Genomic DNA, 16,828 nt, shown 5'->3' on the forward strand with positions numbered 1-16,828 from the left:
GCCCGGCATCCGGTTGTTATTTTCTTTCAGCCGGATGATCCCTCCGCCATAATGCCCATTCATCAATCGTTTCACCGCCAGGTAATTTGCAATTGTTGCTGACCCCTTGCGCTGTTTGTACCGGAATAAGCACACCACCCTTTTGCTGGCAGTAGACCGATGCAGGATTAGCCATTCCAACATGTGGCGGTTCAGGTGCATCGGGCTGAGAAGTGGTTGAACACCCCGCCAGCATTAGCAGGCAAGGCAGAGCAAAACGGATAATTTTCATATAGTGATCTCGCACGTTTATCTACGCTTTAGAATATCGCGGTATCGCTTTGTTTTGCAGCACTATTTCTTTTATATTCACTTAAAATATATTACGGCTAGTTTCATCTTCGTTGATGATGTTTTATCATGCCTGTAAAGATTAAATAATCAGCATTTTACCTGCAGCATCCTGGAGTTCTTTCGTGTCAGATCAGATCATTGCCCGCGTCTCGCAGTCACTCGCCTCAGAACATTCTCTGGAAAGTCTGGTTCGGCAACTTCTGGAGATGCTGGAAATGGTTACCGACATGGAGTCGACGTATCTGACAAAAGTGGATATTGACGCGCGCCTGCAACACATTTTGTTTGCCCGTAATAGCCAAAAAATGCACATCCCGGAGAATTTTACCGTTTCCTGGGATCATTCATTGTGCAAACGCGCAATTGATGAGAACTGTTTTTTCAGCGATGAAGTCCCTGAGCGTTGGGGCGACTGCATTGCGGCACGCAATCTTGGGATCACGACATTTCTGAGCACGCCGATTCACTTACCGGATGGCTCATTCTACGGCACGCTTTGCGCCGCCAGCAGCGAGAAACGCCCGTGGAGCGAGCGCGCGGAGCAAGTTTTGCACCTATTCGCCGGGCTTATTACGCAATACATCCAAAAAGAGGCGCTGGTTGAGCAATTGCGTGCAGCTAATGCGGCGTTGATTGCGCAATCCTATACTGATTCTCTGACGGGGTTGCCGAATCGAAGGGCAATTTTTGATAATCTGACAACACTTTTTTCTCTCGCGCGGCATCTGAAGCGTAAAGCGATTATTGCCTTCATTGACCTTGATAACTTCAAATTAATCAATGACCGTTTTGGACATAATATCGGCGATCTGTTTCTTATTCAGGTTGGCCAGCGCCTTAACACACTACATCAGAATAGCGAGATTATTGGTCGTCTCGGCGGTGATGAATTTTTGGTCGCTTTGCTGGCCGATGAAAATGCCGATATCCAGTCATTGCGTGAGCGTATTCAACAGCAAATATGCGGTGAATATCACTTAGGTGATGTTGACTTGTTTTATCCTGGCGCCAGCCTTGGCATTATTGAAGTGGATTCTGAAACAACCGATGTCGACAGCGCCCTGCATGCTGCCGATATTGCAATGTACCAGGAGAAAAAACACAAAGTGAAAAAACCTTTTGTCGCGCATTCAGCTCTGGATTCCTGAGGCGTATTCACATCCTTTCCTTTGGTGGTAACATGCGAATCGGTATTGTTTTTCCCGTCGTGATCTTTATTACGGCAGTCGTATTTTTAGCGTGGTTTTTTATTGGCGGCTATGCGGCCCCAGGGGCATAAAGATGAAAAAAACAACGATTATTATGATGGGCGTGGCGATTATTGTCGTTCTTGGCACCGAGCTGGGATGGTGGTAACACTGCATCTGTAAAAATAGCAAAGGCTGCGAAAAAGCAGCCTTTGTTCTATTTCAGCGTTAGCTTTTAACTTTTCTGTAGATAAACAGCACGACAAGCGCACCGATCACCGCAACTACGAAGCTGCCAAAGTTGAAGCCATCGACTTTACCAAAACCAAACAGTGTACTGATCCATCCGCCGACCACGGCGCCGACAATCCCCAACAGGATAGTCATGAAGAATCCACCACCATCTTTACCTGGCATAATCCATTTCGCCAGAATACCAGCAATAAGCCCAAAAATAATCCATGACAGAATGCCCATTTTATCCTTCCTTATCTGTTTTGTATTAGCGCGTTAGTCGCTGATAAAAAGCATAGCACAACATCAAAGAAGTAAAAATTGTGATGAGCATCACGCATATTTTTTTTGCGATGGCGCATAAAATGGCGCCATTTTCTATCAGGTGAAATTACCAGCCACAAACATCATGTTCGTTTTCCGTGTCATAAGAGCGCACCGTGTTAACAAGATCTTTTAAAACTTCTGCCGCCACTTCTGGCACCAGCAATGTCATCGGTGTCTCTGTTTCGTAATCAACAGAGACACCATTACTGTTATTGGTGACGGTTACGGTATACGTTGCTTTGCCCATATTCATCTCCCGCTATGAATGACTTTCCGTTGTTTTGCACCTTCCATCAAGACTTCAGGAGCAACGAAGAAGTCAATGTTGAAATAAGTATCGTCAGTCATGGCTTCAATGTTGTGCCATTTTTCTGGCGGGAACACTGCAAATTGCCCCGCTTCGATAAGGATCACCTGATCAGGTTCTGTGCTGTGTTCATCAGCATAGCCGAGATATTTAACCGCCCCATGCATAACAGACAATCGAGGGTAAACCCCCGGACGCGTTCCTTTATCAAGATGACGTTCGAATATTCCGGCAGGTGCGGTTTGTTTATTCCAGAAAGGCGTTGAGCGCGTGTGAATATAATTCTGTGGGATTTGTAGCATCCTTCTCCCTCCTTCGGTAAATGCGCTGAAAACCGTTTATTCCAGCCGTTTCAGAGTACGCCTGATAATTTGCATTTTAAATACCATTTATTGGTTACTTTTTAGCACCGTATCAACGTCCAGGCGCGGTGGCGTTCAGGAGGGAAGCCCGCGGTATCGCGGGCGGAAAGCATTAAGATTGCAGCGTCGCCAGTCGTGCGGCAAAACCGACAAACATCAAACCAATCAGAGAGTTGCCTAGTTTTGCCAGTTTCTTTTTCGTGCGAATGTACTGCGTGACAAAGGCGCCGGAAATAATCAGGAAGCTCAAATAACAGAAGCTGACTATCTCAAGTGTCATCGCCAGGATAAAGAACGAAATCCCCGTATGTGGCGCATTAACGTCGATAAATTGCACAAAAAATGACACGTAGAATAAAATAGCTTTCGGGTTGGTCAGGCTCAATATTAAGGCGCGCTTGAAAATAGCGCCATATTGCGGTTCATCCGATTTGGCCTCGCTATTGTTGCCCTTCAGGGTGGCGTAAAGAATTTTCCCCCCAAGATACAGCAAATAAAACGCGCCAAGATAACGTACGATGTTGAATAATATCGGTGTGGTCTTAATCATTGTTGCCACACCTGCCCACGCCAAAAACATTAATACCGCATCACCAATAAATACGCCACAGGCTGCAAGATAACCACCTTTCACTCCACTGCTGACGCTATTTTTAAGCACAAACAGAGTATTCGGCCCAGGCACCAGCACGATAAAAATGGCCCCAACCAGATAGGTCCAGTAATTCAGAACCCCATATTCAGCGAACACGTTAACCTCTTAAATTTTCTTTGGGAAATGCGCGATTAAAGGTGAATATGCTAACCAATCTGTAGTGGCTTAGAAAGGAGAAAATCAGGTTTTAACCTGATAATAACCCGATAATTGAATCATTAATCAGGCGTGGTCCAGTGAAAAATTCGGGTAGTGCTCGGCAAAATACTGGCGTAAAAACTCTACCGTTATCCGCACTTTCGCTGATGTTGCCAGCCTTGATACATACACCGCCCAGACATTCGCGGGCTGATAATACTCCGGTAGTACCTGCACCAAATGGCCACTGGCAATATTTTCGCTCACATCCCACCAGGAGCGCAGCGCAATACCCTGACCATCGAGACACCATTGATGCACTATTTTACCATGATTAGACGATAGCGGGCCGGTGACTTTAATGGCGTGGTTTCCTTCTTTATTGCGCAATTGCCAGACGCCAAATGGATGATCGCGCTCTTTTATAACCAGACAAGGTAGCGTAGAAAGGTCCGTGAAATGTTTCGGCGCACCATGTTGTGCAATAAATTCGGGCGACGCGCAGAGAATACGGTGATTGGTCGCCAGTTTGCGGGCGATTAAGTTAGGTGCAATGTCATCGCCAATACGAATATCGAGATCGACCCCTTCATTAACCAGGTCGACCAGTCTGTCTTCCACGTCAAAGCGTAATTCCAGTTGCGGATAAGCCTTTGCCAGCGCTGATAATGCCGGAGCAACCACTCGCCGTCCAAATCCAAAGCTACTGATAACACGCAACATACCTTGTGGCACGAGGCGCACGTCGGAGAGTTCATCCATCATCTGCCCGACATCCTGCAATATGCGCTGCGCCCACTCATAAATCCGCTCACCTTCTTCGGTGATCGTCACGCGTCGAGTAGTGCGGTGTAATAACACCACGTTCAGCGTTTGTTCCAGCAGGGCGATACGCTTACTAACGAAAGCCGGAGAAACACCCAGTTCTTCTGCTACAGCAGCAAAACCAGCCCGGCGAGCCACCAGCATAAAGACGCGCAAATCGTTCAGCAGCGGTAAATTATTCATGATTCGTGTTTTATGTTTCACCAGTTGCGGGGATTAATTCCTTTTCAGTCAATTATAGGATGAAGGTATTGTCAATTTTGATGGTCAGGAAGTGAGAACCCAATGATGAAAACGTTTCGGATCGCTGCAATACCCGGGGATGGAATCGGCAAAGAAGTCCTTCCTGAAGGGATTCGTGTGTTACAGGCTGCCGCTGAACGCTGGGGCTTCGCCTTAAGCTTTGAGCAGATGGAGTGGGCAAGTTGCGAATATTACAGCCATCACGGCAAAATGATGCCGGACGACTGGCATGAACAACTCAGCAGTTTCGACGCTATCTACTTCGGTGCCGTCGGCTGGCCAGATACCGTTCCGGACCATATTTCGTTATGGGGATCGCTGCTGAAATTTCGCCGTGAATTTGACCAGTACGTTAACCTGCGTCCGGTCCGCCTCTTTCCTGGCGTTCCTTGCCCACTGGCGGGGAAACAGCCTGGCGACATCGATTTTTACGTAGTGCGCGAGAACACGGAAGGCGAATACTCGTCTCTGGGCGGACGACTAAACGAAGGAACGGAGCATGAAGTTGTCATCCAGGAATCGGTATTTACCCGCCGTGGCGTCGACCGTATTTTGCGTTATGCTTTTGAGCTGGCACAAAGCCGCCCGCGTAAGACACTGACTTCCGCCACCAAATCTAACGGTTTAGCCATCAGCATGCCGTACTGGGATGAGCGCGTGGAAGCAATGGCAGAAAATTACCCGGCGATCCGCTGGGACAAGCAGCATATTGATATTCTCTGCGCGCGCTTTGTGATGCAACCGGAACGTTTTGACGTGGTGGTGGCATCCAATTTGTTTGGCGATATCCTTTCCGATCTTGGCCCAGCCTGCACCGGCACAATCGGCATTGCCCCTTCCGCCAACCTGAATCCGGAACGTACTTTCCCGTCGCTCTTCGAGCCTGTCCACGGTTCCGCGCCGGATATCTACGGTAAAAATATCGCCAACCCGATCGCCACGATTTGGGCCGGTGCAATGATGCTGGATTTCCTCGGCAATGGTGATAAACGTTTCCAGCAAGCGCACAATGGTATTCTGGCTGCGATTGAAGAAGTGATTGCTCACGGACCGAAAACACCTGATATGAAAGGCAATGCCACCACGCCACAGGTTACTGAGGCAATTTGCAAAATCATTTTGCGTTAAGGTCAAACCAGTTTATTTGAACCGCGTCACTGACGCGGTTTTTTTTATTCATTCTCTTCAGTAAATAACCTGCGTCATTTCACCTTTTATTGTTTCCGTTTCGTGTTTTATGGCTTTCCGTATTCTTAATTGTTTAATTTATGTAACATGCAAATAATCAATTTGTTAAACACAACAAAAACTCATTACCCTGCACATAATTACAACTGGCAAAAGCCAGCGACGGGCTTTTATGCCCAGGAGATGACTCATGATGAGCAACGTTAAGAAAAAAGATGTGCCGCTGATTAGCATCAGCCTGGTGGCAATTCTTTTCATCGCCGCCACATTAAGCCTTTTTCCACAACAGTCAGCCGACGCGGCCAACGCAATATACACTTTTGTCACCCGTACGTTAGGTTCCGCCGTACAGGTATTAGTTTTACTGGCTATGGGGTTAGTGATTTATTTAGCCACCAGCAAATACGGTAATATTCGCCTCGGCGAAGGTAAACCGGAATACAGTACGCTCTCCTGGCTGTTTATGTTTATTTGCGCCGGTTTAGGCTCCTCCACACTTTATTGGGGCGTGGCTGAGTGGGCTTATTATTATCAAACGCCTGGTTTAAATATCGTGCCGCGTTCACAGCAGGCACTCGAATTTAGCGTCCCCTACTCCTTCTTCCACTGGGGGATCAGCGCGTGGGCAACTTATACGCTGGCCTCATTAATCATGGCCTACCATTTCCACGTGCGGAAAAACAAAGGTCTGAGTCTTTCCGGCATTATTGCCGCCATTACCGGCGTTCGTCCGCAAGGCCCGTGGGCTTTCCGCGCTGACCGGTTTGCCAGATAACTTCACCGTGCAGGCATTTGTTATCTTGCTTTCCGGCGGCATTTTTTGCCTTAGCTCGTGGATTGGTATCAATAACGGTTTGCAACGTCTGAGCAAAATGGTCGGCTGGGGCGCGTTTCTGCTGCCATTGCTGGTCCTGATTGTTGGACCAACCGAGTTTATTACCAACAGCATCATCAATGCCATCGGCCTGACCACGCAAAACTTCCTGCAAATGAGCTTATTCACCGATCCACTTGGCGATGGTTCATTTACCCGCAACTGGACCGTTTTCTACTGGCTCTGGTGGATCTCTTACACGCCCGGCGTGGCAATGTTTGTCACCCGCGTATCACGTGGTCGTAAGATCAAAGAAGTTATCTGGGGACTGATCCTCGGTAGCACCATCGGCTGCTGGTTCTTCTTCGGCGTAATGGAAAGCTTTGCCATTCATCAGTTTATCAAGGGGATAATCAACGTCCCGCAGGTACTTGAAACATTGGGCGGTGAAACGGCTGTACAACAAGTTCTGATGTCGTTGCCAGCCGGTAAATTATTCCTCGCCGCTTATCTGGGCGTGATGATTATTTTCCTCGCCTCGCATATGGATGCGGTGGCCTACACCATGGCGGCAACCAGTACGCGTAATCTCCAGGAAGGTGACGATCCTGACCGTGGGCTGCGCCTGTTCTGGTGCGTGGTGATCACACTGATTCCACTGTCTATCTTATTTACTGGTGCGTCGCTGGAAACCATGAAAACCACCGTGGTACTTACAGCCCTTCCCTTCCTCGCCATTTTACTGGTGAAAGTGGGCGGATTTATTCGCTGGCTGAAACAGGATTACGCCGATATTCCGGCCCATCAAATTGAACATTATCTCCCGCAGACACCGGTTGAAGCCCCGGAAAAAACGCCAGTGCTCCCTGCGGGAACCGTATTCAAAGGCGACAACTGAGCGCCATCATCCTAACAATAAAGGTATCCCTATGAGCAATCTGAGCCCTGACTTAGTACTACCTGAAAATTTTTGCGCCAACCCGCAAGAAGCATGGACTATTCCGGCCCGTTTCTATACCGATCAGAACGCCTTTGAACACGAAAAAGAGAACGTCTTCGCTAAAAGCTGGATTTGCGTCGCCCACAGTAGCGAACTGGCGAATGCTAATGATTACGTAACGCGTGAGATCATTGGCGAAAGTATTGTGCTGGTACGCGGTCGTGATAAGGTTTTGCGCGCGTTCTATAACGTGTGTCCGCACCGTGGTCATCAGTTGTTGAGCGGTGAAGGAAAAGCAAAAAATGTGATCACCTGTCCGTATCACGCCTGGGCATTCAAACTCGATGGCAACCTGGCCCACGCGCGTAACTGTGAAAACGTCGCCAATTTCGACAGCGAAAAAGCGCAGCTGGTCCCGGTGCGTCTGGAAGAGTATGCCGGATTCGTCTTCATCAACATGGACCCCAACGCCACCAGCGTGGAAGATCAGTTACCTGGTCTGGGGGCAAAAGTGCTGGAAGCCTGCCCGGAAGTTCACGATCTGAAACTGGCAGCCCGCTTTACTACCCGCACACCTGCCAACTGGAAGAACATTGTCGATAACTATCTCGAGTGCTATCACTGTGGTCCGGCGCATCCTGGCTTCTCCGACTCCGTTCAGGTTGACCGTTACTGGCACACCATGCACGGCAACTGGACGCTGCAATACGGCTTTGCAAAACCATCCGAACAATCTTTTAAATTTGAAGAAGGTACGGATGCAGCGTTCCACGGTTTCTGGCTGTGGCCGTGCACCATGCTGAACGTCACGCCGATCAAAGGGATGATGACGGTCATTTATGAATTCCCGGTGGACTCTGAAACTACCCTGCAAAACTACGATATTTACTTCACCAATGAAGAGTTAACCGACGAGCAAAAATCGCTGATTGAGTGGTATCGCGATGTGTTCCGTCCGGAAGATTTACGTCTGGTGGAAAGCGTCCAAAAAGGGCTGAAGTCTCGCGGATATCGTGGACAGGGACGCATCATGGCCGACAGTAGCGGTAGCGGGATTTCCGAACACGGTATCGCCCATTTCCATAATCTGCTGGCGCAGGTGTTTAAGGACTAATGACATCGGCGGCGGTCTATTCCGTCGCCGGGCTGATTTTTGATGGAGTACAGCAATGTCAGACTATCAAATGTTCGAAGTACAGGTAAGCCAGGTTGAACCGCTTACCGAACAGGTGAAACGCTTCACGCTGGTGGCAACCGACGGCAAACCGCTGCCTGCGTTCACCGGCGGAAGTCACGTCATTGTGCAGATGGCCGATGGCGATAACCAGTACAGCAATGCGTACTCACTGCTGAGTTCGCCACTCGATACGTCTTGTTATCAGATTGCCGTTCGACGGGAAGAAAACTCGCGCGGTGGTTCGCGTTTTTTACATCAGAAGGTGAACGCAGGCGATCGGTTAACCATTTCAACGCCTAATAACCTGTTTGCTCTGGTTCCCACGGCTCGAAAGTATCTGTTTATCGCGGGCGGTATTGGTATCACCCCTTTCTTGTCGCACCTTGGCGAACTTCAACACAGCAACATTGACTGGCAATTACATTACTGTTCGCGAAGTCCCGAAAGTTGCGCCTTTCGTGATGAGTTAGTCCAGCATCCGCAGGCTGAGAAAATTCATTTGCATCATTCATCAACCGGAACGCGACTGGAATTAGCGCGGTTATTGGCGGATATCGAACCGGGTACACACGTTTATACCTGTGGCCCCGAAGTACTGAATGAAGCGGTAAAAAACGAAGCCGCGCGTCTGAACATAGCCGCCGATACGCTGCACTTTGAGCAGTTTGCTATTGAGGACAAAACTGGCAATGCGTTTACACTGGTGCTTGCCCGTTCCGGTAAAGAGTTTGTGGTGTCGGAAGAGATGACTATTTTGCAGGTTATTGAAAATAATAAAGCGGCAAAAGTGGAATGTTTATGTCGTGAAGGGGTATGCGGGACCTGCGAAACGGCAATTCTGGAAGGTGAAGCTGACCATCGGGATCAGTATTTTAGCGATGAAGAGCGTGCCAGCCAGCAAAGTATGTTGATCTGTTGTTCACGCGCGAAGGGTAAACGGCTGGTGTTAGATTTGTAGTTTGTCTGAAGCCGGACGTGGCGCTGGCTGCGCCCTGTCCGGCTCAGGAAAGTTTTACTGCGGATATTCCTGCAATAAATTGTGCAATGCTTCTGCCATCAATTCACCACGCCAGCCGGAAACCAGCTCTGGTAAATTGTTCTGTGGTTTTAATTTCCAGTGCCAGTTCAGCAGTTGGTTGATTTGCCGACGCGATGCCAGCAATTCGACGCTGATCTTGTGCGTTTCGCTCACGTCAGTAATCAGCGACTTAATCGCTTTAAACGCTTTGCGATAACCAGGCATATCCATCAGGTTAAGCATCGGCTGCGGTAATGCCTCTTCCGGCAATGCCTGCGCTTTCTCTACCAGCGCCAGCAGCGTTTTACCGTGGAAGCGAATTTCACTACCGGATAACCCCAGGCTGTCCAGTTCGCCAAGACTTCCCGGCATATAACGCGCTACCGACCACAAATGTTCTTCACGCACGACAAAGTTCACCGCCAGATCGCGCTCCCGCGCCTTGCGCAGCCGCCAGTCAGCGAGCAGTTGCAGGCAGGCCAGTTGGCGCGTTCTTAATTGCCAGGCATTGGTGATATCACGCCATGCATCTTCCGGCGCAACAATCTCCTGGCGACGCGTTTGCATCAGGCGACATTCATCCAGCGCCGCAGGTAGCCAGCCAGAGGATTCGGTTTCAACCATCAGCTTTGCGGTGATCGGCAATAAATACCAGACGTCCGCTGCCGCGTATTCGCACTGACGTTCGGTTAGCGGTCTTGCCAACCAGTCGGTGCGCGATTCGCTCTTGTCCAGCGTAACGCCAGTATACTCTTCCACCATGGAGGCAAATCCCCACGACATCGGGCGTCCGCAGAAAGCAGCAAGGATTTGCGTGTCAATTAGGGGTTGAGGTAACTCGCCAAAGACATTGAGGAACACTTCCAGATCCTCACTGCCCGCATGGAGAAATTTGGTGATGGACGGATCGCGCAGGATCGCTTTCAGCGGTGACCAGTCGGTGATCCCGAGCGGATCGATTAGCGCCAGATGCTCGCCATCGAAAAGTTGAATCAGCCCCAGCTGCGGGTAATAGGTGCGCGTACGAACAAATTCAGTATCCAGGGCTATCGCCGGAAAGGCACGGACAGCTTCACACAAAGAAGCCAGCGCATCGTCCGTGGTAATCATTTGGTAATTCAAATTGAAATCTCTTTAGTGGGCGTCAAAAAAAACGCCGGATTAACCGGCGTATGACGACTGACTTAACGCTCAGGCTTTATTGTCCACTTTGCCGCGCGCTTCGTCACGTAATTCTCGTCGCAAAATTTTTCCGACGTTAGATTTCGGTAACTCATCACGAAACTCCACCAGCTTCGGTACTTTGTAGCCCGTGAGCTGACGGCGGCAAAAGGTCACCAGTGACTCTTCGGTAAGCGACGCGTCTTTTTTCACTACGAAGATTTTCACCGCTTCGCCACTGGAGCCGGAAGGTACGCCAACAGCCGCCACTTCCTGTACGCCAGGATGCTGCATGACCACATCCTCAATCTCGTTGGGATAGACGTTAAAACCGGAAACCAGAATCATGTCTTTTTTACGATCGACAATGCGCAGGAATCCTTCTTCATCCATCACCGCGATGTCGCCGGTGTGTAACCAACCGTTTTTGATGATTTCATCGGTAGCATCCGGTCGCTGCCAGTAGCCCAGCATCACCTGTGGACCTCTGACACAAAGTTCGCCCGGTTGCCCCGGTGGTACTTCGTTATCATCATCATCCACCAGTTTGGCTTCCGTCGATGGCACCGGTAATCCAATGCTACCGCTGTGATAATCAATGTCGTACGGGTTAACGCTCACCAGCGGCGCACACTCGGTCAGACCATAACCTTCAAGCAAATATTGTCCGGTCAGTTTCACCCAGCGTTCTGCCACCACTTGTTGAACAGGCATCCCACCGCCTGCGGAAAGATGCAGACTGGAGAAATCCAGTTGCTGGAACTCTTTATTGTTCAGCAACGCGTTGAACAAGGTGTTAACGCCGGTGATGGCGGTAAACGGATATTTCGCTAACTCTTTCACCAGCCCCGGAATATCGCGTGGGTTAGTGATTAGCAAGTTCTGCCCGCCCAGTTCAATAAACAGCAGGCAGTTAATGGTTAGTGCAAAAATGTGATACAGCGGCAGCGCCGTCACCACCAGCTCTTTACCCGGATGCAGCAATGGCCCATAAGTGGCGTTAACCTGTTCCAGATTCGCCAGCATATTGCGGTGCGTCAGCATCGCGCCTTTCGCCACCCCAGTGGTGCCGCCAGTGTACTGCAGGAAGGCTAAGTCTTCCGGCACCAGTTCAGGTTTGACATACTGCATACGGTAGCCGTTATGCAGGGCGCTACGAAATGAAATGGCATCTGGCAGATGATATTTCGGTACCAGACGTTTGATGTATTTAACAACGAAGTTAACCAGTGTGCCTTTCGCTGTCGAAAGCTGATCGCCCATACGGGTCAGGATAACGTGCTGAACTGCGGTTTTATCGACCACTTTTTCCAGCGTATGAGCAAAGTTGGACACAATGACAATCGCCGATGCGCCGCTGTCATTGAGCTGATGCTCAAGCTCGCGCGGGGTATACAACGGGTTGACGTTTACGACGATCATCCCGGCACGCAAAATACCAAACAGCGCCACCGGATACTGCAATAAATTAGGCATCATCAGTGCAACGCGATCGCCCTTTTTAAGCCCCAGCCCTTGTTGCAAATAAGCGGCAAACGCGCGACTGCGTTCTTCCAGCTTGCGGAAGGTCATTACCTCCCCCATATTCATAAATGCGGGCTGATCGGCGTAGCGCGCGACCGACTGCTCAAACATATCTACCAGAGATTGATAACGGTCAGGGTTGATCTCCGTCGGAACATCCGCGGGATAACGGTTAAGCCAAACCTTCTTCAATTCTTCACCTCTATAATGCGTGTTCGTCGTCATCGCAACCCCAAGTGATAAACATGTTATTAACATAATATTAACTCATCTTACCAGCTTGATAATTACCCAAGGAAAAGGTTGCGAAGCGCGTCACTATTTATTTTTATCTTTACCGTAAGAATGCAGAAACAGCGGACCAGCCGCTGTTTCTTTTTCTTTAAAAACAAGCAATTATTCAGTCACAACTGTTTGTACTCTCGCGGGACCTGGATTATACCAGCCCCAGCCGCCGTAACCATAGGGCCAGCCCCGCCCACCATAAAACCAGGGATCAATCGGCTGTGGCGGCATAATCACCTGCTGGGTTAAATGCCAACGTTTGTAACCCGTTGCCTGCATTACCATAAATTTATAGGGCGTGTTGCCGATTTTGCCGTCAACCGTACCGGTGATAGGCCCGACAACTGTCACCAGCTGCCCTCGGAAATCGACCGGATCAAGAAAACCATTCACATCGGCATAAATGCGACCGCGAGAAGGCTCTCCCAGCGTCGGTCTGGCTCCGCTGTCCAGCGGTACGGTGGCAATTTCCAGGCGGGTTTTCCCTTGCTGGTTTTGCACCGTAACCACTTTACCGCCAAATCGCGCCTCCTGACCAACGTACAGCTGCGGCGCACTCATCACCCGAACTAAATCTTGTTGCGGCGTTGGACTACTGCCTTTAATGGCGTCCGGCACAGTGACACAACCGCTCAGTATTAGCGCAAACGTACCTGCCAGTATGCCTTTGATAACATTGTTTTGAACCGCCATGATGCGACTCCTTTTTCTCAGGGCATACTCTTAAGATTCATTCTTTGCCTGGAAGTTTCTTCCAGGCAACGTTGTTACGCAAATAAACCGGCTCGGCATGTTCCACCGCCACCGTTTTACCCTCAGTCAACATCTGACAGGCAATTGGCAGCATATCTTCTGCGGCAGGCAGTAACACTTCGCCATCGCGCAAAATCAGCCCGCTCTCTTTACCGAGATCCGGCCAGGCTTGCCAGCCTGTACCCACGGTCAGCCATTCACCGGAAAGCTGTTGCATCCGCTCATGAACAAGTTCTGGTTTGAGTACGGCTTCGGTTTCTTCACCGTGCCAGATACCGTTTTCATCACGCTGATATTCGGCCCAGTAAACTTCGCCCATTCGTGCGTCAATGGCTGCCAGTACGCGGGTTGCACCAGTTTTGCGCCATGCCCCTTGCGCCATCGTCATAAGCGTGGAGACGCCAATCATCGGCAGCTCCGCGCCAAGCGCAAGCCCTTGTGCAATGCCAATACCGATGCGCACGCCGGTAAAGCTACCGGGGCCGCGTCCGTAAGCCAGAGCATTTATGTCAGTCAGGGAGGTTCCGCTGGTGGTCAGGATATCCTGCACCATCGGTAAGATTCGTTGAGTATGTTCACGAGGGCAAAGCTCGAAATGAGCATTGACAGCACCGTCGTTCCACAGGGCGACAGAGCAGGCCTCTGTCGCGGTATCGATAGCCAGAATTCGCATGGGTCTTCGTGCTTAGATCAATAAAAAGGCGCGCATCATACCATACTCCGTCACAAATTACCTGGAGGAAGGTATCGCAAGAAAACGAACCGCACGGGCAATATCACGTGTACGCGGCGCGGGCGGCAGGCTGGCAAGGAAAGTGGCGCCATAAGGGCGCATCACCAGCCGATTGTCGCAAATCACCAGCACGCCGCGATCGTCGGCGTCGCGAATTAGTCGCCCTACTCCCTGTTTGAGAGTAATGACGGCATCTGGCAGTTGCACTTCGTCGAACGGATCGCCACCGCGCAAACGGCAATCTTCCATCCGCGCTTTTAACAGTGGGTCATCCGGCGAGGTAAACGGCAACTTGTCGATAATCACCAATGACAACGTATCGCCACGCACGTCCACCCCTTCCCAGAAACTGCTGGTTGCTACAAGAAGCGCGTTACCGGCGCTGACAAACTGCTGCAACAGTTGGCCTTTGCTGGTTTCCCCCTGCAACAAGACGGGAAGCGTCATGGTGGCGCGGAACTGCTCGGCCAGATCGCGCATCATGGCGTGCGAGGTACAAAGCATAAAACAACGACCATTATTGGCTTCGATGATCGGTCGCAGCATTGCTGCCAGTTGCCGCGCAGACCCCGGCTGATTGGTTTGCGGCAGGTTACGCGGCACACAGAGTAACGCCTGGCGGCTGTAATCAAAGGGGCTGGGCAACAGCAACGATTCAGCCTGTTCAATACCAAGCCGCGAAGTGAAATGATGCAGATCGTCATTCACCGACAGCGTTGCCGAGGTAAAGATCCAGCTTCCGGGCTTTTGCTCCATTAACTCTTTGAATTTATCCGCCACGCTTAACGGCGTCAGCGCCAGGGTAAAATGGCGTGAGGTACATTCGTACCAGTAGCTATAGCCCGGCTGATTGATCTCTTTTAGCCGTTTCAGCCGTGTGCGATATAACGTGGCGCGTTCAAATGCCGCATCCAGCAAGGCGGAGCGTCCCAGCGACAGCTTCGCCACGTCATAACAAAGTTCAAGGGTGTCATCGAGCAGTAAAAACGCTCGCTGAATTTGCGGATTGGCTAACAGTTCGCGCAGGTTGCCGCGATAACCTGGCTCACCGAGTTGCAGACGAAAATCCTGCGCACTCTGGGCAAGACGATCAGCGCACTTTTGTAACTGCTGGGTGTCTTTTAATTCGGTGCGGTAGGCGATGGTGATGTCTTTTGCCAGGTCGAGCAGTTGTCGACTGGAGAGTGACTGACCAAAATACTGGCTGGCAATGTCCGGTAGCTGGTGGGCTTCGTCGAAGATCATGACGTCCGCTTCCGGGATCAACTCGCCAAATCCACTCTCTTTCACCACCATATCTGCCAGAAAGAGATGATGGTTTACCACCACCACATCGGCGTCCATCGCTTTTTTACGTGCTTTGACCACAAAGCAATCTTTATACATCGGGCAGTCGCTGCCAAGACAGTTGTCGTTGGTGCTGGTGACCAGCGGCCACGCCTGTGAATCTTCCGCCACGCTGACGCAGGTGCTGATATCACCATCGACTGTTTGATTAGACCAGGAGCGCAGCAGGATCACATCGCTTAAAATTTGTACCGGCAGATCGCCCCCCGCCAGCGCCTGCTGTTCGAGACGCTCGAGGCAGAGGTAGTTTGAGCGCCCTTTCAGCAGCGCCACGTTGCCCGTATATTTCAATGCCTTTGAGACTGTTGGCAAATCGCGGCTGTAGAGCTGATCCTGCAACGCTTTTGAGCCGGTTGAGATAATGACTTTCTTTTTCGCCCGCAGCGCAGGGGCAAGGTAGGCGTAGGTTTTGCCCGTACCGGTTCCTGCTTCCACCACCAGCGGCTGGCTTTTTTCTATCGCCCCGGTGACGGCTACCGCCATCTGTCGCTGTGGTTCTCGCGGCTTAAAGCCAGGTATCGCTTTCGCCAGTTGACCGTCTGGTGCAAAATCGTCCGTCACACTACCCCCTGTTGATTTGAACAGGGATTATGTCAGGCCAGGTTGCTTTTCGCCAGCTGAAGTGGTGACGGCGACCTTACATTGTGGCAGTCTTTGCAGCACAAAAATGGAATGATAATGAGGACAAAATGATGACTATCGTTCGTATCGACGCCGAAGCCCGCTGGTCTGATGTGGTGATCCACAACAACACGCTCTATTACACTGGTGTACCGGAAAACCTCGACGCCGATGCTTTTGAGCAAACGGCAAATACGCTGGCGCAAATTGACGCCGTGCTGGAAAAACAGGGCAGCAATAAATCGAGCATTCTGGATGCAACCATTTTCCTTGCCGATAAAAACGACTTTGCAGCAATGAATAAAGCATGGGATGCCTGGGTTGTCGCGGGTCATGCACCGGTGCGCTGCACGGTGCAAGCGGGCCTGATGAATCCGCAGTACAAGGTTGAAATTAAGATTATCGCGGCGGTTTAATTCCAGAAAAAAATTCTATCACGGCAAAAGCCACACAATATTTTATCGAAAACACTGGCCGATTTTGAATTAAATGGCCAGTGTTTAAGCGCTGATTTTAGATGGGTAATGCCCCTTCAGGTTATTTATTCTTTATTTTTATTGATTCAGCGTTATTTATTCACAACTGATATTAATCAGCAAAATCAAATCACTGTGCTAACTTCCTGAATTAACCTACTCTGGTTTTCTTCCTGCTAC

18 protein-coding genes and 1 pseudogene are annotated in these 16,828 nt (G+C 50.2%); 8 read left to right on the forward strand and 11 right to left on the reverse strand.

Translation table 11 applies throughout. The features are described 5' to 3' along the window. Nucleotides 1–16: 16 nt before the first annotated feature. Complete coding sequence (locus tag H9644_RS04140) at nt 17–271, reverse strand: putative hemolysin (RefSeq protein ID WP_191773374.1); 255 nt, start codon at nt 269–271, stop codon at nt 17–19. 184 nt (nt 272–455) lie between these two features. On the opposite strand from H9644_RS04140, the gene H9644_RS04145 reads away from it, so the two are divergent. From H9644_RS04145 to yoaJ, 3 genes are read left to right on the forward strand one after another with little or no spacing between them, the layout of a single operon-like run. Then, a complete protein-coding gene (locus H9644_RS04145) occupies nt 456–1,481 on the forward strand; it encodes a sensor domain-containing diguanylate cyclase (protein WP_191773376.1) in 1,026 nt (341 codons plus the stop codon). A gap of 32 nt (nt 1,482–1,513) precedes the next feature. After that, on the forward strand, nt 1,514–1,612 hold the full coding sequence (locus tag H9644_RS04150) for a YoaK family small membrane protein (RefSeq protein WP_032225340.1): 99 nt from the start codon (nt 1,514–1,516) through the stop codon (nt 1,610–1,612). A gap of 2 nt (nt 1,613–1,614) precedes the next feature. Next, on the forward strand, nt 1,615–1,689 hold the full coding sequence (gene yoaJ / locus H9644_RS04155) for a protein YoaJ (RefSeq protein WP_001386836.1): 75 nt from the start codon (nt 1,615–1,617) through the stop codon (nt 1,687–1,689). Between the two features lie 59 nt (nt 1,690–1,748). Here yoaJ and H9644_RS04160 read toward each other — a convergent pair whose 3' ends face one another. From H9644_RS04160 to dmlR, 5 genes are all read right to left on the reverse strand, one after another. Next, a complete protein-coding gene (locus H9644_RS04160) occupies nt 1,749–1,997 on the reverse strand; it encodes a GlsB/YeaQ/YmgE family stress response membrane protein (protein WP_064529219.1) in 249 nt (82 codons plus the stop codon). Between the two features lie 148 nt (nt 1,998–2,145). Next, the gene (locus H9644_RS04165; RefSeq protein WP_064529220.1) at nt 2,146–2,328 is read right to left on the reverse strand and encodes a DUF1869 domain-containing protein; all 183 of its coding nucleotides are present in this window, start codon (nt 2,326–2,328) and stop codon (nt 2,146–2,148) included. 2 nt (nt 2,329–2,330) lie between these two features. Further along, nucleotides 2,331–2,681 carry a DUF1971 domain-containing protein YeaR gene (gene yeaR / locus H9644_RS04170; protein ID WP_225567290.1) on the reverse strand — a complete coding sequence of 117 codons (351 nt, stop codon included), beginning with the start codon at nt 2,679–2,681 and terminating at the stop codon, nt 2,331–2,333. A 181-nt stretch (nt 2,682–2,862) separates the two neighbouring features. Next, nucleotides 2,863–3,501, reverse strand: a complete 639-nt coding sequence (leuE, locus tag H9644_RS04175) for a leucine efflux protein LeuE (RefSeq protein WP_191773377.1) — start codon at nt 3,499–3,501, stop codon at nt 2,863–2,865. Nucleotides 3,502–3,627: 126 nt separating this feature from the next. Further along, nucleotides 3,628–4,551, reverse strand: a complete 924-nt coding sequence (dmlR, locus tag H9644_RS04180) for a DNA-binding transcriptional regulator DmlR (protein ID WP_191773379.1) — start codon at nt 4,549–4,551, stop codon at nt 3,628–3,630. Nucleotides 4,552–4,653: 102 nt separating this feature from the next. On the opposite strand from dmlR, the gene dmlA reads away from it, so the two are divergent. From dmlA to yeaX, 4 genes and pseudogenes are all read left to right on the forward strand, one after another. Then, nucleotides 4,654–5,739, forward strand: a complete 1,086-nt coding sequence (dmlA, locus tag H9644_RS04185) for a multifunctional D-malate/3-isopropylmalate/tartarate dehydrogenase (protein ID WP_064529223.1) — start codon at nt 4,654–4,656, stop codon at nt 5,737–5,739. Between the two features lie 250 nt (nt 5,740–5,989). Continuing rightward, a pseudogene (locus H9644_RS04190) lies at nt 5,990–7,511 on the forward strand (BCCT family transporter). A gap of 31 nt (nt 7,512–7,542) precedes the next feature. Beyond that, complete coding sequence (gene yeaW, locus H9644_RS04195; RefSeq protein WP_064529225.1) at nt 7,543–8,667, forward strand: carnitine monooxygenase, oxygenase subunit YeaW; 1,125 nt, start codon at nt 7,543–7,545, stop codon at nt 8,665–8,667. Between the two features lie 55 nt (nt 8,668–8,722). Beyond that, entirely contained in the window at nt 8,723–9,688 is a 966-nt protein-coding gene (yeaX, locus tag H9644_RS04200) for a carnitine monooxygenase reductase subunit YeaX (protein ID WP_064529226.1), read from the forward strand. A 54-nt stretch (nt 9,689–9,742) separates the two neighbouring features. On the opposite strand, the gene rnd is transcribed toward yeaX, so the two are convergent. From rnd to H9644_RS04225, 5 genes are all read right to left on the reverse strand, one after another. Continuing rightward, a complete protein-coding gene (rnd, locus tag H9644_RS04205; protein WP_064529227.1) occupies nt 9,743–10,858 on the reverse strand; it encodes a ribonuclease D in 1,116 nt (371 codons plus the stop codon). Between the two features lie 81 nt (nt 10,859–10,939). Continuing rightward, nucleotides 10,940–12,625, reverse strand: coding sequence for a long-chain-fatty-acid--CoA ligase FadD (fadD, locus tag H9644_RS04210; RefSeq protein WP_077883524.1), 1,686 nt, complete (start codon nt 12,623–12,625; stop codon nt 10,940–10,942). Between the two features lie 204 nt (nt 12,626–12,829). After that, entirely contained in the window at nt 12,830–13,411 is a 582-nt protein-coding gene (gene yeaY / locus H9644_RS04215; protein WP_064529229.1) for a Slp family lipoprotein YeaY, read from the reverse strand. Between the two features lie 37 nt (nt 13,412–13,448). Beyond that, complete coding sequence (gene tsaB / locus H9644_RS04220) at nt 13,449–14,144, reverse strand: tRNA (adenosine(37)-N6)-threonylcarbamoyltransferase complex dimerization subunit type 1 TsaB (RefSeq protein WP_064529230.1); 696 nt, start codon at nt 14,142–14,144, stop codon at nt 13,449–13,451. Nucleotides 14,145–14,201: 57 nt separating this feature from the next. Further along, the gene (locus H9644_RS04225; protein ID WP_191773381.1) at nt 14,202–16,112 is read right to left on the reverse strand and encodes an ATP-dependent DNA helicase; all 1,911 of its coding nucleotides are present in this window, start codon (nt 16,110–16,112) and stop codon (nt 14,202–14,204) included. Between the two features lie 131 nt (nt 16,113–16,243). Between H9644_RS04225 and H9644_RS04230 the strand changes: the two genes are divergently transcribed. Continuing rightward, nucleotides 16,244–16,588, forward strand: coding sequence for a RidA family protein (locus H9644_RS04230; RefSeq protein ID WP_010376144.1), 345 nt, complete (start codon nt 16,244–16,246; stop codon nt 16,586–16,588). The last annotated feature ends 240 nt before the right edge of the window (nt 16,589–16,828 follow it).

It is taken from the genome of Escherichia whittamii (assembly GCF_014836715.1).
Lineage (GTDB): Bacteria > Pseudomonadota > Gammaproteobacteria > Enterobacterales > Enterobacteriaceae > Escherichia > Escherichia whittamii.